The organism is Aromatoleum bremense (genome assembly GCF_017894365.1).
GTDB classification, from domain to species: Bacteria; Pseudomonadota; Gammaproteobacteria; order Burkholderiales; family Rhodocyclaceae; genus Aromatoleum; species Aromatoleum bremense.
On sequence record NZ_CP059467.1, the window covers coordinates 429,008 to 448,703 of the forward strand.

14 protein-coding genes and 1 pseudogene are annotated in these 19,696 nt (G+C 66.9%); 2 read left to right on the forward strand and 13 right to left on the reverse strand.

The genetic code is table 11. The features are described 5' to 3' along the window. Nucleotides 1–22: 22 nt before the first annotated feature. Nucleotides 23–1,924: a B12-binding domain-containing radical SAM protein gene (locus pbN1_RS01960; protein ID WP_169203410.1), complete on the reverse strand. Its 1,902-nt coding sequence runs from the start codon at nucleotides 1,922–1,924 to the stop codon at nucleotides 23–25. Between the two features lie 182 nt (nucleotides 1,925–2,106). Between pbN1_RS01960 and pbN1_RS01965 the strand changes: the two genes are divergently transcribed. Next, entirely contained in the window at nucleotides 2,107–3,339 is a 1,233-nt protein-coding gene (locus pbN1_RS01965; RefSeq protein WP_244857121.1) for a polysaccharide pyruvyl transferase family protein, read from the forward strand. A 466-nt stretch (nucleotides 3,340–3,805) separates the two neighbouring features. Here pbN1_RS01965 and pbN1_RS01970 read toward each other — a convergent pair whose 3' ends face one another. The 5 genes from pbN1_RS01970 to pbN1_RS01990 form a co-directional block, all read right to left on the reverse strand. Then, nucleotides 3,806–4,315 carry an arsenate reductase ArsC gene (locus pbN1_RS01970; RefSeq protein WP_169203394.1) on the reverse strand — a complete coding sequence of 170 codons (510 nt, stop codon included), beginning with the start codon at nucleotides 4,313–4,315 and terminating at the stop codon, nucleotides 3,806–3,808. A gap of 85 nt (nucleotides 4,316–4,400) precedes the next feature. Beyond that, nucleotides 4,401–6,020: a PEP/pyruvate-binding domain-containing protein gene (locus pbN1_RS01975; protein ID WP_169203393.1), complete on the reverse strand. Its 1,620-nt coding sequence runs from the start codon at nucleotides 6,018–6,020 to the stop codon at nucleotides 4,401–4,403. Beyond that, a complete protein-coding gene (locus pbN1_RS01980; RefSeq protein WP_169203392.1) occupies nucleotides 6,017–7,963 on the reverse strand; it encodes a DUF47 family protein in 1,947 nt (648 codons plus the stop codon). The genes pbN1_RS01975 and pbN1_RS01980 overlap by 4 nt, the downstream gene beginning before the upstream one ends. A 78-nt stretch (nucleotides 7,964–8,041) precedes the next feature. After that, nucleotides 8,042–8,599 carry a CHAD domain-containing protein gene (locus pbN1_RS01985; protein ID WP_244857123.1) on the reverse strand — a complete coding sequence of 186 codons (558 nt, stop codon included), beginning with the start codon at nucleotides 8,597–8,599 and terminating at the stop codon, nucleotides 8,042–8,044. A 110-nt stretch (nucleotides 8,600–8,709) separates the two neighbouring features. Then, a complete protein-coding gene (locus tag pbN1_RS01990) occupies nucleotides 8,710–10,068 on the reverse strand; it encodes an IS1182-like element ISAzo1 family transposase (RefSeq protein ID WP_169204312.1) in 1,359 nt (452 codons plus the stop codon). Nucleotides 10,069–10,552: 484 nt separating this feature from the next. On the opposite strand from pbN1_RS01990, the gene pstB reads away from it, so the two are divergent. After that, entirely contained in the window at nucleotides 10,553–11,332 is a 780-nt protein-coding gene (gene pstB / locus pbN1_RS01995) for a phosphate ABC transporter ATP-binding protein PstB (RefSeq protein WP_210147725.1), read from the forward strand. A gap of 127 nt (nucleotides 11,333–11,459) precedes the next feature. Here the strand turns inward: pstB and pbN1_RS02000 are convergent. From pbN1_RS02000 to pbN1_RS02030, 7 genes and pseudogenes are all read right to left on the reverse strand, one after another. Beyond that, nucleotides 11,460–11,657: pseudogene (locus pbN1_RS02000) on the reverse strand (TraR/DksA C4-type zinc finger protein); the annotation flags it as partial. Nucleotides 11,658–11,732: 75 nt separating this feature from the next. Continuing rightward, nucleotides 11,733–13,523, reverse strand: a complete 1,791-nt coding sequence (locus tag pbN1_RS02005) for an acyl-CoA dehydrogenase (protein ID WP_169204089.1) — start codon at nucleotides 13,521–13,523, stop codon at nucleotides 11,733–11,735. Between the two features lie 39 nt (nucleotides 13,524–13,562). After that, a complete protein-coding gene (locus pbN1_RS02010) occupies nucleotides 13,563–14,330 on the reverse strand; it encodes a 3-hydroxyacyl-CoA dehydrogenase (RefSeq protein ID WP_169204090.1) in 768 nt (255 codons plus the stop codon). Between the two features lie 28 nt (nucleotides 14,331–14,358). Further along, nucleotides 14,359–15,624: a thiolase family protein gene (locus pbN1_RS02015; protein WP_169204091.1), complete on the reverse strand. Its 1,266-nt coding sequence runs from the start codon at nucleotides 15,622–15,624 to the stop codon at nucleotides 14,359–14,361. Continuing rightward, nucleotides 15,621–16,391 (reverse strand): crotonase/enoyl-CoA hydratase family protein, encoded by a 771-nt coding sequence (locus tag pbN1_RS02020; protein WP_169204094.1) that lies wholly within the window; start codon nucleotides 16,389–16,391, stop codon nucleotides 15,621–15,623. Before pbN1_RS02020 ends, pbN1_RS02015 begins: the two co-directional genes overlap by 4 nt. A gap of 50 nt (nucleotides 16,392–16,441) precedes the next feature. Continuing rightward, the gene (locus tag pbN1_RS02025) at nucleotides 16,442–18,295 is read right to left on the reverse strand and encodes a feruloyl-CoA synthase (protein ID WP_169204092.1); all 1,854 of its coding nucleotides are present in this window, start codon (nucleotides 18,293–18,295) and stop codon (nucleotides 16,442–16,444) included. A 21-nt stretch (nucleotides 18,296–18,316) separates the two neighbouring features. Next, complete coding sequence (locus pbN1_RS02030) at nucleotides 18,317–19,459, reverse strand: ABC transporter substrate-binding protein (RefSeq protein WP_169204093.1); 1,143 nt, start codon at nucleotides 19,457–19,459, stop codon at nucleotides 18,317–18,319. Between the last annotated feature and the right edge of the window lie 237 nt (nucleotides 19,460–19,696).

The following is a 19,696-nucleotide window of genomic DNA, read 5'->3' on the forward strand; positions in this document are numbered from 1 at the left end:
GGGGATCACCGCAGGATATCGCTCACCGGAGCGCCCGGGCGACGAAATGGCGGGGGACACGGGGGCGGGGGACGCGGCCGGAAAACCAGCTGCGAACGTCTTCTTCCAGGCCGATGCCGTGCATGTAGTTGTACAGCGCCTTGTTGAGGGCAACGCCCAGAACGTCGTGGTCGACGCCAGTCGGGTCGACGAAGCGGACGTCGTTCCTGGCAAAGGAGCCCGGCGGCAGCGGCGCGAGCGCGACACCGTATTCCTCCGGGCGCTGGCCCACCGGTGAATGCACGGTGCAGGCGAAGCGATGGAAAAATCCCGACTGGATGCAGCCGGCTTCGAAGAGCTGCCGCACGTATTCGAGCGCATCCACGGTGTCCTGCACGGTCTGGGTCGGAAACCCGTACATCAGGTAGGCGTGGACGAGGATGCCGGCCTCGCTGAAGCCGTGCGTGACGCGCGCGACCTGCTCGACCGAGACGCCCTTGTTCATGAGTTTGAGCAGGCGGTCCGACGCGACTTCGAGGCCGCCGGAAATCGCGATGCAGCCGCTGTCGGCAAGCAGGCGGCAGAGCTCCGGCGTGAAGGATTTTTCGAAGCGAATGTTGCCCCACCACGAGATCGCGCGGCGGCGGGCGAGAAGCTCCTGCGCCAGGGCCTTGAGCGCCTTCGGCGGCGCGGCTTCGTCGACGAAATGGAAACCCGTCTGGCCGGTCTCGTCGATGATCGCCTCGATGCGATCGACGAGCGTCGTCGCGGCAACGCCGTCGTAGCGCGAGATGTAGTCGAGGCTGACGTCGCAGAAGCTGCACTTCTTCCAGTAGCAGCCGTGCGCGACGGTGAGCTTGTTCCAGCGCCCGTCCGACCACAGCCGGTGCATCGGGTTGAGCATGTCGAGGACCGAAAGATAACGATCCAGCGGCAGGCCGTCCCAGGTCGGCGTGCCGACTTCGGCGAACGCGATGTCGGCTTCCCCGAGGTTGATGTAACGCACCGTCGCATCGTCGTCGCGCACGAAAGTGCGCACCAGCCGCTCCCGCGAACGCCCGCCGGAAAGGTGGTCGAGCAGCGCCAGGATCGGGCGCTCGCCGTCGTCCAGCGTCACGTAGTCGAAATAGTCGAATACCCGCGGCTCGCAGAGTTCGCGCAACTCAGTGTTCACGAATCCGCCGCCGAGGACCGTGACGATCGTCGGGTCGTGTTCCTTGATCGCCTGCGCGATGCGGAACGCCGCGTAGACGGCGCCCGGGAACGGCACCGACAGCAGCACGAGCCGCGGCGCATGACGCGCCACCGCGGCCAGCGTCAATTCGCGCAGCGTGCAGTCGACAAGATTGAGCGGCGCCGCGAGCGCTTCGGCGAGCGGATCGAAAGTCGGCTGGCTCTGTGCCAGCGATTCGGCGTAGCGCACGAACTCGAAGCGCGGGTCGACGGCCTCGCGCAGCACGTCGGCGACGTCGTTCAGATACAGCGTCGCGAGGTGGCGGGCGCGGTCCTGCAGCCCGAGCGCGCCGAACGCCCACGCGAGCGGATCGCCTCCGTCCGGGTCGACGTAGACGTCGAGCGATTCGAACCGCGAGCCTTCTGGCAGGAAGCTGCGCCCGGCAATGCGATGCGCAACGGTCGGATCGCGCCCCTGCAGGAACGCGATCGCGGGCCCGATCGTCGTCCGGTAGCGGTCGAATTGCGCGAGGAAGGCCTGCACGCGCGGCGGTCGCTCGCGTTCTGGCATCGCTTCGATGCGTTCGCGGATCGCCGCCAGCCCGTCACCGGAAAACAGCCGCAGCACAAGCGCCAGCGCAAGATCCTCCTGCACCGCATCGATGCCGCGCGAGCGCAGGAAGCCGGTCAGGTACGCGGTGGACGGGTACGGCGTGTTGAGTTGCGTCATCGGCGGAATCACCGACAAAACGCGCAAAGAAGTGTCTGACATCATGTCGGGGGAACCGGTCGGGAGGGCCAGATCGTGGAGCGGGTAGTCGCGGCAGACTGGCGCCCCACATCCGCGACCGGCCTGATCCTTCGGGGATCGCCGCAAGGTTCGCGCTGGGCTCGGGCTGGATATTCTAGAGGCAATCGTTGCACCCTGACAGCGCGCAACCAAAGGAGGCAGTGGTGGCAGGAAGTCCGGTCGTTCCCGAACCACCGACAAACATCCCGACGATCCTGTTCGGCGCTTTCGACCGCCACAACTTCGGCGACCTGCTGTTCCCCCACGTCGTCGCCGCGATGCTCGACGACCGGAATCCGGTATTCGCCGGTCTCGTCGACGCCGACTTGCGGCGTTTCGGCGGACATGCGGTCCACGCGATCGCGCCGCTCGCGGCGGCCTGGGGCGAACGCGCGGTCAACATCATCCACGTCGGCGGCGAGATTCTCACCTGCGGCGCGTGGCAGGCAGCGGTGATGCTGCTACCGCCGCAGCAGGCGCACGAGGCCATCACCCGCCTCGACGCGCGACCGCGGGAGGCGCTGGAATGGGCGCAGCGCCGGCTCGGCACGCGAGCGCTCGCACCGTACTGCCTGCCGAAGGGCCTTTTCTCCGGCGCGGCGCGCGTGATCTACAACGCCGTCGGCGGCACCGAGCTCGGTCAGTGCGATGCGGCGCTGCGCGCAGAAGTCCTCGCGGATCTCGGCGCGGCCGACGCGGTCGGCGTGCGGGATCGGGAGACGCTCGCGCAGCTCGCCGCGGCAGGCATCACTGCCCGCCTCGTGCCCGACCCCGCGGTGATGGTCGCGGCGCTCTTCGGCGAGCGCATCGCCCGGCACACCCGCGCGGGCGAAGTCGCGCAGATCCGCGCCGCGTTCCCGCAAGGCTATCTCGCGATGCAGTTCAGCGCCGACTTCGGCGACGACGCAACGCTCGACGCGATCGCCGCCGGGCTCGAACGCAGCGCACGCTCGACCGGCTACGGCGTCGCACTGTTCCGCGCCGGCGCGGCGCCGTGGCACGACGACAGGGTCTGCTACGCGCGGCTCGCGGCGCGCCTGCGAGCGACATCGGTGAGGATCATCGAATCGCTCGACATCTGGGACATCTGCGCGCTGATCGCCGCGAGTCGCGGGTACTGCGGCAGCAGCCTGCACGGCCGGATCGTCGCAATGGCGTTCGCGCTGCCGCGCCTCAACCTGCTCCATCCGTCCGCAGGGAGACGGCCCGGCAAGCAGGCGGCTTTCGCCGCGACGTGGGAGCCGCCGGAAGTGCGTGCAACGGTCGCGGTGGACCACCTCGCGGCCGGCGTCGGCAATGCATTGAACGCCGACCCGGAGCGGCTCCGGCACACCGCGCGGGAACTCGTTGGACGATACAGCGACGAATTCGGCGCGATCCGGCAGCGACTCGAATGAAGCGAGCGGTCCGGGTTCAAGAAAACGCCGGGCCGCCCCAAGTTTTCTTGTCCCCCTCGGGAGGCGGAAACGGCAAAGCCGTTTCCTGGGGGCGCTCAAAAAACAGAACTGAAGACGGCTCCTGGGCGGCATCTGCAGCGACCCCGGACTTGTCCGTCACCGGGGCCACGAGGGGCCGCCGTGACGGTCTCGCCGCCGCTGACCTTCAGGTCGCTGTACGCGAAGCTCGTGTAGCTCAATCCGTGGCTGAACGGGTACATCGGCTTTCTGTCCTTCTTTGCGTACCAGCGGTACCCGACTTCCGCGCCTTCGTCGTAGCGAATCGTGGTCGCTGTGCCCCACGGCGTGCCCAGGCCGGGCAGCTCCGGTCGCGGGGTCTGGGCGAGGTCCGCCGGAAAGGTGATCGGCAGACGGCCCGACGGGTTCCCTCCACCCAGCTCTGATTGCAACGCAGTTCTAATGCTACTCAGTCCCCCTGCTCGGGCAGCCGTCCGATATCGGCCACTTCCCGCTGCAGCGAAAGGACATCGAGTTCCGCAAACCGCAAGCTGACGAATAACACCATCCGGCTGTTCAGCAATTGCAGCACCCCCTCGACGGCGCGGCGCCTGGCTTGGTCATCTCCGCCCACAGCGGCGGGATCCTCGATACTCCAGTGCGCTGTCGCCGGGTGGCCGGGCCAGACGGGACACACTTCTCCAGCGGTTTTGTCGCACAGAGTGATGACGAAATCCATCGCTGGGGCACCGGGGTTCGTGAATTCGTCCCAGCTCTTGCTCCGCAGGCCGCCAGTCGGCAATCCCTCTTGTTCCAGCAATTCCATGACGAAGGGATCGATCTCGCCCCTCGGATGGCTACCCGCACTGAATGCCCGGAAGCGCCCCTTCCCGGCGTGATTCAGGATCGATTCGGCAATGATGCTGCGCGCCGAATTGTCGGCGCACAGAAAGAGAACGTTGAAGACGCGTTCGATCATGAGCGGTCCTTTTCGGGGAAGGTTCTTGAAACAGCCCCGGCGCTTTTCGGCCCTGTCTGCAATATAGACGCCGCGCCCGCTTCGTTCAGCAATGCGCGCGCAGCCGCTCGAGGCGCTCGAGCAGTTCCTGCGGAATTCGCTCCTCGACCCGCGTCGTGCCGGCGTAGACAACGCCTTCGTTGCCGTCGAGGGTGATCGAATCTCCCTCCCGCAGCACCTGCGCGCCGATACGCACGGTGCCGTCCGACTCGTCGATCGCGAGGTTCTCACAGCCGACAAGGCACACCTTGCCGAGTTGGCGCGCTACGACCGCCGCATGCGAGGTACGCGCGCCGTGCTGGGTCAGCAAGCCGTCCGCCAGGTCGAGTGCGGCGATGTCGCGCGTCTCGGCGTTGCGCCGCACCAGTACCACGCTCGCGCCGGCAGCCTTGCGCTCGCGTACCCGCGCCTCGTCCAGCGCGATCTCGCCGCATACCACGCCGGTGGCCGCACTGGGTACATGAGCCAGCGGTTCGGGAATCCTGCCGTCCTTCGCCGCGATCACACGCAGCGCGAGCGAACGCGCGTCGAACTCCCGCGTTCGTTCGAGCGCAACTTCCGATGCGATCACCCCTTCGTCGCAGAGATCGAGTGCGATCCGTGCTGCAGCCTGGGGCGTGCGTTTGCCGCCTCTCGTCTGCAGCAGGTAGAGCTGGGCGTCCTGCACCGTGAACTCGAAATCCTGCATGTCGCCGAAGGCGCGCTCGAGTTGGGCTGCGGCCTGGAGCAGAGCGTTCCACGCCTGGGGCGCAACGGCTGCCAGTTCTTCGTGACCTTGCGCGCTGCGCCGGCCGCTAACGACGTCCTCGCCCTGCGCATTGAAGAGGAAGTCGACCCACGGTGCCGGCTCGCCGCTGTTCGGATTGCGGGTAAAACCGACGCCCGACCCGGACGTCCCCCCGGCGTTACCAAACACCATGCGCTGCACGGTCACCGCCGTCCCCATCGACTCCGACAGGCCGTGCAGCTGACGGTAGGCGCGGGCCTTGTCGCCGTGCCAGGAAGCGAAGACGGCGGAAATGGCGTCGCGCAGTTGTACGTGCGCATCCTGCGGAAAAGCTTCGCCGGCCTCCCGCGCGTAAGTGACCAGATGACGATGCGCCACGTCGCGCAGCGCAGCGAAGTCGAGTGCGCGCTCGTCGGTATCGCCGCGTACGGCATCGAGGTCGGCCGCGAAATGACGCGCATCGATACGGACAACCACCTCGCCGAAGCCGGCGATGAGCCGACGATAGGCATCCCAGGCGAGGCGAGGATGTCCGGTCAGCCTCACCAAACCTGGCAGGGTCGCGTCGGTAAGTCCGACGTTGAGCAAGGTTTCGAGCATGCCCGGCATGGAAACCGGCGCGCCCGAGCGCACCGACAACAGCAACGGACGCCGCCGATCGCCCAAGGCCAGGCCGGTAAGGCGTTCCAGCTGCAGCAGCGCCTCCTGCCAGAGCGCGGGGCCGACCTCTTCGGTCCGTGCGCACCAGCCGGTGCCGAGAACGAATGCGGGCGGCACGGGAAGGCCCAGCGCCGCCATGCGGGCGAGGTTCCACGCCTTGAACCCCAGGGCCGCCGGCGTAGCAGCCTCGGGCAACGCCATGCCACCGCCGATGAAATGGATCAACCGGAGCCCGCTCTGTTCATCTTGCACCGGCGCAGAGTGAGGCTGGCGCGTCATTCGCCCCCTCCCACGCGGCTGAACGCAAGCTTGCGCAGGGCGTAACCGGTGGCGAGCAGCGCGTCGGTGGCCTGTTCGAGGGCGGCAGCGAAATCGGTGCTCAAATTCAAAGTCGCCGCGTCGGAGACGTGCTCCGACAACGTGCGCCGCACATCTCGCAGCAGAATGTCGCACTGGCGTTCGGCATTGAGCACGCGCCACGACGCCGCGACGAATTCCTCGTGATCCACTCCGCCGCTCTCCTCGCCGAACGCGCGTGCGATGGCGAGCGCCTTGACGTGATCCTGCGTGGCCGTGAGAACCGCGTCGGCCAGCAGCTGCATTACCTGGTGCACCTCACCCCGCCAACCCTGGTGATGGTCGGCGGCAATCAGCGACAGCAGGAAAGCCGCCTCCTCGAGGGCATCGGCGACATCATCAGCCCCCTCGATCAACCGGGTGAATGGCAACCAGCGCGGGTGCCGCTCCGCCCGCGCGCGCGAATGCACCACGAGGAGGTCGGCCTGACGCTCCCACTCCTTGGCGCGTTCGGCCAGCGCGCGGGCAGCCTCCTTGTCGCTGTCGTGTCCGTGCGCGAGGGCATCGCGTACGCCCTCGGCAATCGCATGGCAGTACGCCGCATGTTCGGTCAATAGATCGAACTCGTCGCGGTGCTGCCGCATGTGGCGCACCAACAGCAGTCTCGTTTCGTCTGCGATCAGCGCGATCGGCTGATGCCGCTGTATCGCCTGGCTCGACAGCACCAGCACCTCGACGAGGAACTCCTTTGCCTGGGCCGGCCCCATCACTTGGTCGAGGCGGTCGCCGATGTGGAAGTAGTCCGCGCCGAGCGCCTGCATCGCGCCGTAGATCAGTCGTTCGCCACCGCCCGCGAGCCAGGCCATGTGGCCCACCTCACGGCGAGCCCCTTCGGCGAGGACGGCGACCGCGTCGACCTTGCTGACGAACTCCACCAGACGCTTGCGGGCACGGTTCCAGTCGATCAGGAACACGATGCGCGAACCGATGCCTTCGAGCACGTGCTGCAGCGCTTCCTCGCCGTCGCAATCGAAAACCGCGGTGTCGACGTGATAGGCCTCGCCGGCGTTGAGGCCCGGCGTGACGCGCAATTCGGGCGCCGACCAGCTCGCGCCGATCTCCGTCAGCAGGGACTGGAAGAAGGCCAATCGCTGGCGGTGCAGGTCGGAGTAAGTCAATGTGGCACGTATCCCTGCGACCTGGACGACGAGCACGTGCGCGTCGTTGGTGCCGATGTCGTTTTGCAGCAGCAGGCGTTCGCCATCGCGGGTGGCGGCGGTGTCGAGCCCGGGGTGGTTCAGCTTGAGCGCACGCGTTCGATTGAGGCCGCGCATGAAGGCGGCGACCCGCGGACGGTCCGCGTCCTGCAGCTCCCAGACGTGCGCGCCGTCGATGGTCTCGCTCGACAACTCAGCCGCCATGCGGTTGAGCGCCTTGTGCAGGTCCATCACCAGCACATGGAAGCTGTCGTCTTCCCCACGCTTGCCGCTGGTCAGCGCCCGCAGCTGCGCGACATCGAGCGTGTCTTCCGTCAGCGCGTCCAGCCAGCCGCACCATTGCTCAACCCGGCGGTCCAGCTCCGATTCGACGATATTGCCGACGCCGGCCAGCGGGCGCGCCATGATCCGCAGGTCGTCCCGCAGCAGCGCAACCAGCCTCAGGAAATCCGGCACGTACAGCGTCTTGCCCTCCCGGTAGGTCGTGCCGGGCAGATCAGTGAGCCATGGGATCGTGACCTGTGCCGCGGCGAACTCGCGCTTCAGATCGAGCAGCGGCGCATTCGGCTGTTCCGCGTGTGCCTGCGCGGCTTGCAGCACGGTCAGATACAGCTTGAGCCTGTCATTCGCGGCGAGCGCAGCCTTGATCCAGGCGGGGCGCAGCAACTGCAGCTGTCCCAGCGACGTGACGACATCCACTTTCTCCATGTGATACCCCCGCATGGCGCCTCGCGCGATTGTGGAGGCAGTATGTGACAGAAATTCGCCGTGCCGCTCGGGCATCCACTACCACGGCTTGTTGCCCCACAACACGGGCTCGCAGTCGTGCAACACGCGGCGACGCAGCTTGGCGTAGCGCGGCGCGTACCAGCCGAGGACGAAAGCCGCTGCCGTGGTGAGCCTTGCATCGTCTCGAGCCCAGGCATCCAGGCGGCGACGCGCGACCACGACATCCTGCAGGAAGCCGAGCACGCCTTGTGCGCGCGTGAGGTGCGCGAGGTAACGCCGCACCGCCTTGTCCGGAAACAACGGCGCAAGAAATTCTGTCGCGTAGCACAGTTCCTTCATCGCGATACGCAGTTCGTGCAAATGGGTGGGGGCCAGATCGGCGGGCGGCTTCGAAGCGGCGGCGGCCTCGCCTGCGCAGGCGGGCGAGGCGAATTTGGGCAAATGTGCGAGTTCGAGTTCGAGCTCCCTGATCGGCGCACTGCGCTCGCCCGACTGGATCGTGCCCTCATCGATCATCAACAGGATCTTCACGCCCTCGCGGGGCATGTACCGCAGCGTCTCGCGGCGAAATCGCGTGGTGAAGACGGGCACTAGCAGCCTGTCGGACTTGAGCACCGCCGGCGCTGTATCCGGGGGCTTGATTTCACAATGTGAGAAACGGTCGGCATTTCAGGTTCCAATCAGCGGTTTCCTGTCCGAAATCGCAATGCCCCTGTCCTTTTTTCTCACTGCGGACGCAATACGGCCATGCGCTTCAAGTTCCACGCCAAGCACACCAGGGTCCACTCGGCGCGCACGTTGTCGAGCCCGCGCAGCAGGAACTGGCGAAATCCCATCACCGACTTGATGATGCCGAACACCGGTTCCACGGTCTGTTTCCGGAGCGCGTAGGCGGCGCGGCCGGCCCGGGTCTTGAGGGCGTGCTTCATCTGTTCGACGGGGCTGGCGGGCTGCTCGAGCGGGGCGGGCTCTTCGAAGCGGCGGCGCCAATCCGGATGGTGCTCGTCGCGCCCGACCGCGATCAGCGGTTCGATCCCGGCGGCCTGGCAGCCCTGGACGTTGCGCTCGCTGAAGAAACCGGTGTCGGCCAGCAGTTGGTCGGGCTGATTGAGCCCTTCGGGCAGGGCCGCGATGCGGGCCAGCATCGGCTCGACCTGCTCCTTGTCGTTGCCCGCCTGGGTGAGGTGGGGCACCATCACCAGCATCGACTCCGTATCGACCAGCGCCTGCGCGTTGTAGCACTGCTCGAAGCCGCCGCTGGTCACTTTCATGATGCGCGAGTCTTCGTCGGTCAGATTGAGCTGGTCGTCCGCGCGCGGACCGGGGGCAGGCGGGGTCGGCGGCTTGCCGCCGGGCTTCTTGCCGGTGGCCGCCGCCTTGGCCTGACGCTTGGCCAGCTTGGCATCAAACTCGGCCTGTTCACGCTCGAAGCGCTCCTTGGCGCGCGCTTCGATCTTGGCCTTGGCGGCCGCGATGGCGGCCAGCCGGTCTTCTCGGCGCTGGATCTCCGCGGGCAGATCCACGCCCTCGGGCACGCAGCTCCGATCGGCCGCTTCGGCCAGCGCGAGCATCTCCTGCACTTCGGCCTTGAGCTGGGCCTCGATCTTCTCGGCGTGCCCATACGAGAGCGCGCTGTGTCGGCTGGCGTTGGCGTGGATCTTGGTACCGTCCAGGCTCACGGTGCCAAAGCGCGAGAGCTGGTTCTCGCGGGCGACTTGCAGCACCTGCACGAAGGCATCGGCGAACTGATCGCCGAAACGGCGGCGGAACGTCGCCAGCGTGTCGTGGTCCGGATGCTGGTCGCACGCGATGAAGCGGAAGGCCAGCGAGTCGTACGTGGCCCGCTCGATCTTGCGGCTCGAATGGGTTCCCGTCGCGTAGCCGTAGATCAGCAGCGACAGCAGCAGCGCCGGGTGGTAGGCATCGCTACCGCGGCCCGCGTAGGCGCGCTCCAATGCCGACAGGTCCAGCCCTTCCACCACATCGACCACGTAGCGCGCCAAGTGCGATTCGGGCAGCCAGTCCTGCACCGACGGTGGTAGCAGGTAGTCCGTTTGGCGGTCGATCGGGCGGAAGCGGCTCATGCTCGGGTTCCAGGGGCGACGCGGCATTTTACAGGGGGATAGTCCGACACGCTGCTAGGAAGGCTCTCCCCGGCAGGGGGATGCTGCCGCAGCAGGGGTTGCGGAATGTAACCGAGACTCCTCACGGTCATGAAGATGTAACGGCCCGCGTGAATACTGCGATATGAGCGCATTCCGTGCCTGCCTGCCTGCGGACTTGGGCTGCTCGCGTCAGTCGATCTGCCAGCGCTCCCGGATCACCTCGGGTCGATGGTCGCCACCCGACTCTTGCTGATGCCAAGAAGCGCATTTTCAGAGGCGACCTCCGGCCTCAACGCTACGTCTCGTTGCCACCAAACGTCCCCGAATGGCCTCCCAGGGGGCGTCGCCGGGAACGGGCTCCCGGTTCTGCTGCGCCATTTCGTTTGAAGGAAGGTCGAACATGGTAATCGCCGCATTGAACACGGTCTACGCACCCCAAAGCGCAGCCACGAACGCCGCGGACATGTCGATGGGAATGTCTGCAAGGTTGAAGGCGGAAGCGGAACGGTTCAGCTTCTACTACGGCGACTTCCGCGCGCTCAAGGACGTCAATCTGCCGGTGCATGAGCACTGCATCACCGCGCTGATCGGTCCCTCCGGCTGCGGCAAATCGACGCTGCTGCGCTCGTTCAACCGGATGCATGACCTCTATCCCGGCAATCGATACGAGGGCGTCATCCGCCTGTATCCAGACAGGGTCAACATCCTGGACGCCAGGGTCGATCCGATCGCCGTCCGCATGCGCATCGGCATGGTCTTCCAGAAGCCGAATCCCTTTCCGAAGTCGATCTACGAGAACGTCGCCTACGGACTGCGGGTGCGGGGCGAGAAACAACAGAATGTCCTCGACGAGCGCGTCGAAGAGGCTTTGCATGAGGCAGCGCTGTGGTACGAAGTCAAAGATAAGTTGCAGTCGCCGGGCACCGAATTGTCCGGCGGGCAGCAGCAGCGACTGTGCATCGCGCGATGCCTGGCGTCCAAGCCGGAACTGCTGCTGTTCGACGAACCGACCTCGGCACTGGACCCCATCGCCACCGCGAGCATCGAGGACCTGATCCAGAAACTGCGCGCGAAGGTCACGATCCTGATCGTTACGCACAACATGCAACAGGCCGCGCGCGTCTCGGACTACACCGCCTACATGTATATCGGGGAAGTGATCGAAGTCGGCCCTACGACAAAAATTTTCACCCGCCCGGCCAACAAGCACACCGAGGACTATATTACCGGGCGGTTCGGCTGATCCCTGCGACCCGCGAAGGCCACGGGGAATGCCGCGCGAAATGAGTCGCTTCGCGCCGGGCGTTGGCGCAGATCGTGCGCCAGCAAGCTTCGCGCAGCACCGCGGCTTGATTATCGGCTGCTGCCTGTTAGCCGATCATTCTTCTGTGAATCTCTCGCCGCTCTTGAGCTTCCACCGTCAAGTTTGCGGTGGGCCGGGCAATGAGACGACCCACGCCGATCGGCTCGCCAGTCTCGTCACACCAGCCGTAACTGCCGTCATCAATACGGCGGAGCGCTTCGTCGATCTTGTGCAGAAGCTTCCGCTTCCGGTCACGAACCCTCAAGAAAACGCCGGGCCGCCCCAAGTTTTCTTGTCCCCCTCGGGGGGCGGAAACGGCAAAGCCGTTTCCTGGGGGCGCTCAGAAGGCAGCGGCGTCGAAGCGGATCAGCGGCCCGCCGGCCTCCCGCACGGCCTGCGAGCAGGCGACGGCCTGCGGGCCGAAGCTCGCCATGTAGAAACGGGCGAGCTCGACGAGGCTCGCGTGGTAGATCGGGTCGCCCTGACCGGCCGCGAGCCGGCGCCGCGCGGCGAGCGCGACGCGCGCCATCTGCCACGCGCCGCAGGCGATTCCGAGCAGATGCAGGAACGGCACCGCGCCGGCGAGCACCTCCGCAAAATGATCCTTCCCGTTCGCGAGCAGCCAATCGGCCGCCCGTTCGACCGCCGCGATGTTCTCGGCAAGGGCGTCGGCGATCGGCGCGAGTTCGGCATCTTCACGCAACGCGGCGGCGGTCGCATGCAGGTCGGCGACCAGTTCGCGCAGCGTCTCGCCGCCTTCGCGCAGGATCTTGCGGCCGACGAGGTCGTTGGCCTGGATGCCGGTCGTGCCTTCATAGATCGTGATGATGCGCGCGTCGCGGGCGAACTGCGCAATGCCGGTCTCTTCGACGAAGCCCATGCCGCCGAACACCTGGATCGCGTCGTTGCAGACCTGCTGCCCGACTTCGGTGCACCAGCCTTTTGCGACCGGCATCAGCAGGTCGACGTAACGCCGGCATTTCGCGGCGAGCGCGGCGTCCGGATGATGCTCCGCGAGGTCGAACCAGCCGGCGGCGGTGTACAGCAGCGCGCGCATCGCCATCACCCGCGCGCGCATCGACAGCAGCATGCGCTTGACGTCAGGGTGATGGAGGATCGGCTGGCCGGCCTCGCCGGTGATCGCGTCGCGACCCTGCACGCGTTCGCGCGCATAGCCGAGCGCGAGCTGGTAGGCGCGCTCGCCGAGCCCGGCGCCCTGCACGCCGACGCCGAAGCGCGCTTCGTTCATCATGATGAACATCGTCTCGAGGCCGCGGTTCGGCGCGCCGACGAGCCAGCCGACCGCGCCGCCGGCGTCGCCATAGCTCATCGTGCAGGTCGGGCTGCCGTGGATGCCGAGCTTGTGCTCGATCGCGATGCAGCGCACGTCGTTCTTCGCGCCCGGATTGCCGTCGGCGTCGAGCAGGAATTTCGGCACGAGGAACAGCGACAGTCCTTTCACGCCGGCCGGCGCGTCCGGCAGCCGGGCGAGCACGAGGTGGACGATGTTGCTCGTCAGCTCGTGCTCGCCGTACGAGATGAAGATCTTCTGGCCGAACACGTGATAGCTGCCGTCGGCGACAGGCTCAGCGCGGGCGCGCGTCGCGGCGAGGTCGGATCCGGCCTGCGGCTCGGTGAGGTTCATCGTGCTGCCCCACTCACCGCTGACAACCTTGTGCAGCCAGGTCTGCTTGAGCTCGTCGCTGGCGGCGATCAGCAGGGCTTCGGTCTGGCCGACGTTCAGTTGCGGCAACATCGCGAACGCCATGTTCGTGGCGAACCACATCTCCCACACCGGCGTCGACACGAGCTTCGGCAAGCCTTGGCCGCCGAATTCCAGTGGCAGCGACAGGCCGGTCCAGCCGGCCTCGACGAAGCGATCCCACGCGTCCTTCCAGCCCTCGGGCGTGACGACGCGCCCGTCGGCGTCGAGCCGGCAACCCTGCACGTCGCCCTGAGCGTTGATCGGGCCGAGCACGCCGGCGGCGAACTTGCCGGCTTCAATGAGGATCGCCTCGACGACGTCCGGCGTCGCGTCCTCGAATCCCGGCAGCGCAGAAACCGCGTCCTGCCCGGCCAGTTCGCGGAGGATGAAATGCATGTCGCGCAGCGGCGCGGCGTAATCGTGCATGGTGGCAGCTCCGGCCGGCGCAGGTCCGGCCAAGTGGTCTTAGCGGGGCGCGAGGCGGATCGCGCCGTCGAGGCGGATCGTCTCGCCGTTGAGCATCGCGTTCTCGACGATCTGGCGCGCGAGTTGCGCGTATTCGGCCGGTTCGCCGAGGCGCGGCGGGAACGGCACGGATTCGCCGAGCGAGCGCTGCACGTCTTCGGGCAGGCCCTTCATCATCGGCGTCAGGAACAGGCCCGGCGCGATCGTCACGACGCGGATGCCGAAACGCGCGAGCTCGCGCGCGATCGGCAACGTCATCGACACGATGCCGCCTTTCGACGCGGCGTAGCCGGCCTGGCCGATCTGGCCGTCGTAGGCGGCGACCGACGCGGTGTTGATGATCACGCCACGCTCACCGCCGGCGTTCGGTTCGCCTTTCGACATCGCTTCGGACGCGAGGCGGATCATGTTGAAGGTGCCGACCAGGTTGATGTTCACGATGCGCGCGAACGTGTCGAGCGGATGTGGGCCGTCGCGGCCGAGCACTTTCGCGGCGGTGCCGATGCCGGCGCAGTTGACGAGCCCGTTGAGCGCGCCGAAGCGTGCGAGCGCGAGCTCGACGCAGCCGCGCGCATCGGCTTCGGACGCGACGTCGGTGCGGTGGAACGCTGCGCGGGCACCGAGCTCATCGGCGAGTTTTTCCCCGCCGACGCTGTTCAGGTCCGCGATGACGACCTTCGCACCGGCCGCGTGGAACGCGCGCACAGTCGCTTCGCCGAGCCCCGATGCCCCGCCGGTGACGATAAAAGTGCTGTTCTCGAGTTTCATCGTTTTTCCCTTGTTTGCGGCCGATGGCTCAGCCGACGTTCTCGACGACGATCGCAACGCCCTGGCCGCCCCCGCAGCACGCGGACGACACGCCGAACTGCAGCCGCGCCTCCTGCAGCTCACGCGCCACCGTCGTCGTCAGACGGACGCCGGATGCCCCGAGCGGATGCCCGATCGCGATCGCGCCGCCATGCACGTTGGCACGCTCGCGGTCGAGCCCCAGTTCGCGTTCGCATGCGAGGTACTGAGCACCGAAAGCTTCGTTGATCTCGACGCGCCCCAGGTCGCCGACCGTGAGTCCGGCCTTTGCGGCGGCCGCACGAATCGCCGGCGCCGGGCCGATGCCCATGATCTCCGGCGGCACCGCCACCGACGCGCCGGCGACGATACGCGCCAGCGGCTTGATGCCGTGCACGCGCACCCAGTCGCCATGCGCGACGATCACCGCGGCCGCGCCATCGACGATCGCCGAACTGTTGCCGCCTGTCTGCACGCCGCCGAACGCGGGTTTCAGTTTTTGCAGCGCGTCGAACGACGTCGACCGCACATGGCCGTCGCGATCGCACACTTCGGCGCGGTCGGCGAGCTTCAGCGACCTGCCGTTGTAGCCGTCCAACTCCCATTTCGCATTGACGACGGGGGCAACTTCGCCGGCGAACCAGCCCGACTCCCACGCCGCGGCGGCGCGTGCAAAGCTCTGCTCGGCGAAGCGGTCGACCTCCTCGCGCGAAATGCCGTAGCGCTTCGCGAGGTTTTCCGCGGTGTCGCCCATGCTCGCTCCGGGCGCGGTGTCCTTCGTCGCTTCCCACAGGAAGTCGCGGAAATCGAGCTGGCCCATGCGGAAACCGGCGCGGTGCGTGTAGGCGGCGATCGGGTTGCGCGACATCGATTCAGTGCCGACGGCGAGCGCGACTTTCGCCTTGCCGAGCGTGATCTGGTCGGCGGCGGCGATGATCGTCTCGAAGCCGGTGCCGCACAGGCGCTGCACGAGCAATGCCGGAACGTTCGGGTTCACACCCGAATACAGGCCGATGTGGCGCGGCAGGAAATACGCGTCGAAGCTCGCCTGCGCCATGTTGCCGGCGACGATCGCGTCGACTTCACTCGCCGGGATGCCGCTCCTGTCGAACAGCGCGCGCGCCGCGAAGATGCCGAGGTCGGTCGGCGACACATCGCGCAGCACGCCGTTGTAGTCGGCGAAAGGCGTGCGGCTCCCGGCGACGAGCCAGATGTCGTCGTAGCGCGCGGCATGGGCCGCGGCTTGCGACGCGGCGTAGGAATCGGTCGTGTTCATCGCTGCGCTCCCTGACCTTTGCGCTGCAGGAACTGGCCGATGCGCTCGGCGACTTCCGGGCCGGTCTGCGTGACCGCGGCGGTCAGCGACTCGACGAAGAAGCCGTCGTCGGCCGCCATGTTCTCGATGCGGGCGATCGACGTGACCATCGCCCAGTTCGCCATCGGCGCGTTCTCGGCGATCCGGCGCGCGAGCTGCTGCGCCTTCGCGAGCCCGTCGCCGGGCCCGACGAGGTAATGCGACAGGCCGAGGCGCTGTCCTTCGTCGGCTTCGAGGATGCGTCCGGTCAGCATCATCTCGCCCATCCGCCCGGCGCCGATGATCCGCGCGACCCGCACCGAGGCGCCTCCGCCGACGAAGATGCCGTGGCGCCCTTCGGGCAGCTGGTAGATCGTGTTCGGCTCGGCGACGCGCACGTGGGTCGCGGCCGCCAGCTCGAGGCCGCCGCCGATGACCGCGCCGTGCAGCGCGGCGACGACCGGAATGCCGCCGTTCTGGATGCGGCTGAACACGCGGTGCCAGCTCTGCGAGTGCTTCATGACGCCGAAAGGCTCGCGGTGCTGGTGCTCGGTCAGGTCGAGGCCGGCACAGAAATGCTCGCCCTCCGCGGCCAGCACGATCACTCGGGCGCCGTCGGGGACGGCCGCGAAAGCGTCGTCGATGGCAGCCAGCAGGCGGTCGCTGATCGCGTTGCGCTTGGCGGGGCGCGCCAGCGTGACGGTGTAGATGTCGTCCTCATGCGAGGTTCTTACCAGTTGTTCGGTCATCAGGATGATCCTTTCATGATTCATGCCGAAGTTCTCCGGTCGGCGTCCGGCTACGCGGTGACGACGGACTTGTCCGGCATCGCCGCATACAGGGATTCGATGAGGTCGCGGCGCCGGGTCAGCACCGCGCGCTGGTTGATGTAGCCTTTGTCGGTGATCTCGCCGGCTTCGACCGACGGCGGCTCGGCCATCAGCAACGCGCGCGTCGGGCACGTCGACGAGCCGCCGCCGGCCTGCATCATCGCCGCCATGCCGAGACGCACGCGGGCGAGCACCGCCGGGTTCGACAGCACCTGCTCGACCGGAGCGTCGGAGGGCAGTCCCGGGCACAGCGAACGGCATTCGGGGATGTTCGGGAACACCAGGAAGCCGATGTCGTCGCGGTCATGCCCGGTGACGACAATGTCCTGCGCAACCGGCTTGAGCGCGTCGATGCCTTTGACGCGCAGCGCTCCGACGTGCACCCACGTGCCGGTCAGCAGCTTGAAGTCCTCGCCGACGCGTCCGTCGAACAGCAGGCCCTGTTCGGGACGGGCCGGATCGACGAACTCGACTGCGTCGCCGATCAGGTAGAAGCCTTCGTCGTCGAAGGATTTCGCCGTCAGCTCGGGCTGCTTCCAGTAGCCGGGGAACACGTTCGGCCCCCTGACCCGCACTTCGAGCTTGTCGGCCGACGGCACGAGCTTCAGCTCGGTGCCGGGCACCGGCACGCCGATGACGCCTGAGCGCACCGCCTGGAAATGGCAGTCGGTCGCAAGCGGCGAAGTTTCGGTCGAGCCCCACGACGACACCATCGTGACGCGGCGGCCGGTTGCTTCCTCGGAGAGGTTCTCCAGTTCGGCCCACAGATGTTGCGGCAGCGCGGCGCCAGCGTAGAAGATCAGCTTCAGGCGCTTGAAGAAGCTGTCGCGCAGCGCCTTGTCGCGACGCAGCACCGGCACCAGCATGTCGAACGCACGCGGCACGCTGAAATAGATCGTCGGCGAGACTTCGCGCAGGTTGCGCAGCGTCCTGTCGAGCAGCGCCGGCGTCGGCTTGCCGTCGTCGAGATACATGCTGCCGCCGAAGCGCAGCACCATGTTGAAGTTGTGGTTGCTGCCGAAAGTGTGGCTCCACGGCAGCCATTCCATCAGCAGCGGCGGCTCGTGGCTCAGGAAAGGCCACACCAGCTCCTTCGCAAGCTGACTCGCGCACAGCATGCGCTGGGTGTTGATGACCGCCTTCGGCGTACCGACCGATCCCGACGTGAACAGGAACTTCGCGGTCGTGTCCGGCGTGATCCGGGCAAACGCCTCCATCACCGCCGCCTCGTCGCTGTTCGCCTCGATATCGGCGAACGGCACGCAGCCGGCAGTCGATTCGCTGCCGCCCCCGGCGACGACGACGCCGTCGTGCAACGGCCCGATCGCATCGATCGCCGCCGCAAACTTGCCGACCGGATCGGCATAGATGACGCCCGGCCGCAGCAGCTCGATGTTCGCCTTCAGCTTGACGAAATCCTTCGACATCAGCGAGTTGCCCGACGAGATCGCACACGAGGGCACGCCGATGTGCATCGCCGCGAGCATCAGCAGCGCATGCTCGATCGAGTTGTCGGAGAGGATCGCCACCGGCCGCTCGGCCGACAGATTCTGGCCGAGCAGCCAGGTCGCGATCGCGACGACGCGGCGCCGCGCCTCGCCATAGCTGACGCGATGCCACTCGCCAGCCGCGTTGCGCTCGGCGAGGAACAGGCGCTCGGGCGTGTCGCGCGCCCAGCGTTCGAGCCACTCGCCGACGCAGCGCGCATAGCTGTCGGGCAGGGGAATCCCGGAACGCAGGATGCGGCTGCCGTCCGGGCGCGCCTCGATGTTCACGACCGGTCGGGCGAACATCGCGTCGATATCGGATATCACTGTGCTCATGGGATTTTCCGCCCGTTCCGGTTACTGCGAGATCATCTTGTACGCCCCGCTCTCGATCTTCACGAGCACGTGCGAGCGCTCGTCGAGACCGAAATGGTCGGCGGCGCTCATGTTGAACACGCCATGGCTGCCGACGACCTCCTTGTTCGACTCGATCGCGTCCCGCAGCGCCGCGCGGAACTGCGGCGTGCCCGGCTTCGCGGTCTTCAGCGCGACCGGGATCGCCTGTTCGATGAGACGGAACGCATCGAACGCGTGACCCGCGAACGACGAGAACGAGCCCGGGCCGTACGCGGCTTCGTACTTGTGCACGAGATCGCGCCCGGCGGTCTTCGACGGATGCGTGTCCGGCACCTGGTCGACGACGACGACCGGGCCGACCGGCATGATCGCGCCCTCGGCCGCCTTGCCTGCGACCTTCAGGAAAGCCTGGTTCGCAGCCGCGTGGGTCTGGTAGATCTGGCCCTTGTACCCGCGCTCGCCGAGCGTCGTCTGCGGCAGTGCGGCGGGGCTTCCGGAGCCCACCACCAGCACCGCGTCGGGCCGCGCCGCGACCAGCTTCAGCACCTGCCCGCTGACCGATGTGTCGGCACGCGCGTAACGCTCGACCGCCACCATTTTGATGCCCGCCGCCTCGGCGCGGCTCTTCACGGCGCCGAGCCAGTCTTCGCCGTAGGCGTCCGAAAAACCGATAAAGCCAAGCGTCTTCACGCCCATCGCCGTCATGTGACCGAGCAGCGCATCGGCCATCACGCTGTTCTGCTGCGGCGTACGGAACACCCATTTGTTGCGGTCCGCGGGCAGCGACACCGGGCTGATCGCGACCTGCGGCGTCGCGCTCTCGTTGGCGACTTCGGCCATCGCCGCGGTGGCCGGCGTCGTCGACGAGCCGACGAGCACGTCGACGCTGTTTTCCGTAATCAGCTTGCGCGCATTCTTCGTCGCGATCGACGGATCGGTCGCGTCATCCAGCAAGATGTAATGGATTTTTTCCCCTGCGATCTGCGTCGGCAGCAGCGCAAAGACGTTTTTCTCGGGAATGCCGAGCGAAGCACCGGGCCCGGTCGCCGACAGTGAAACCCCCACCGTGATATCCGCGACAGCGGGTTGAACGAACGACAGCGACGCGAACGAACACAGGACTGCGAGTTTCTTGACTTGCATGGTCACTCCTCTGGTTTTGACGCCGGACTTCCCCGGGCCAATCGAACGGCGGCTGGACCGCTCTGGGTATCGCGCCGAAAGATGTCGGCGTGTCGCAAAGTTAGCAATGCCGAACAATCTTGTCAAACACTTGTTCAAGTAGTTTGTCAAAGGATGCTACAAAGCAGACGGACTGCAGCACGCGACGATTCGACACGACGCAGGCACCCGTTATGCAGGGGCGTTTCCGGCCATTGC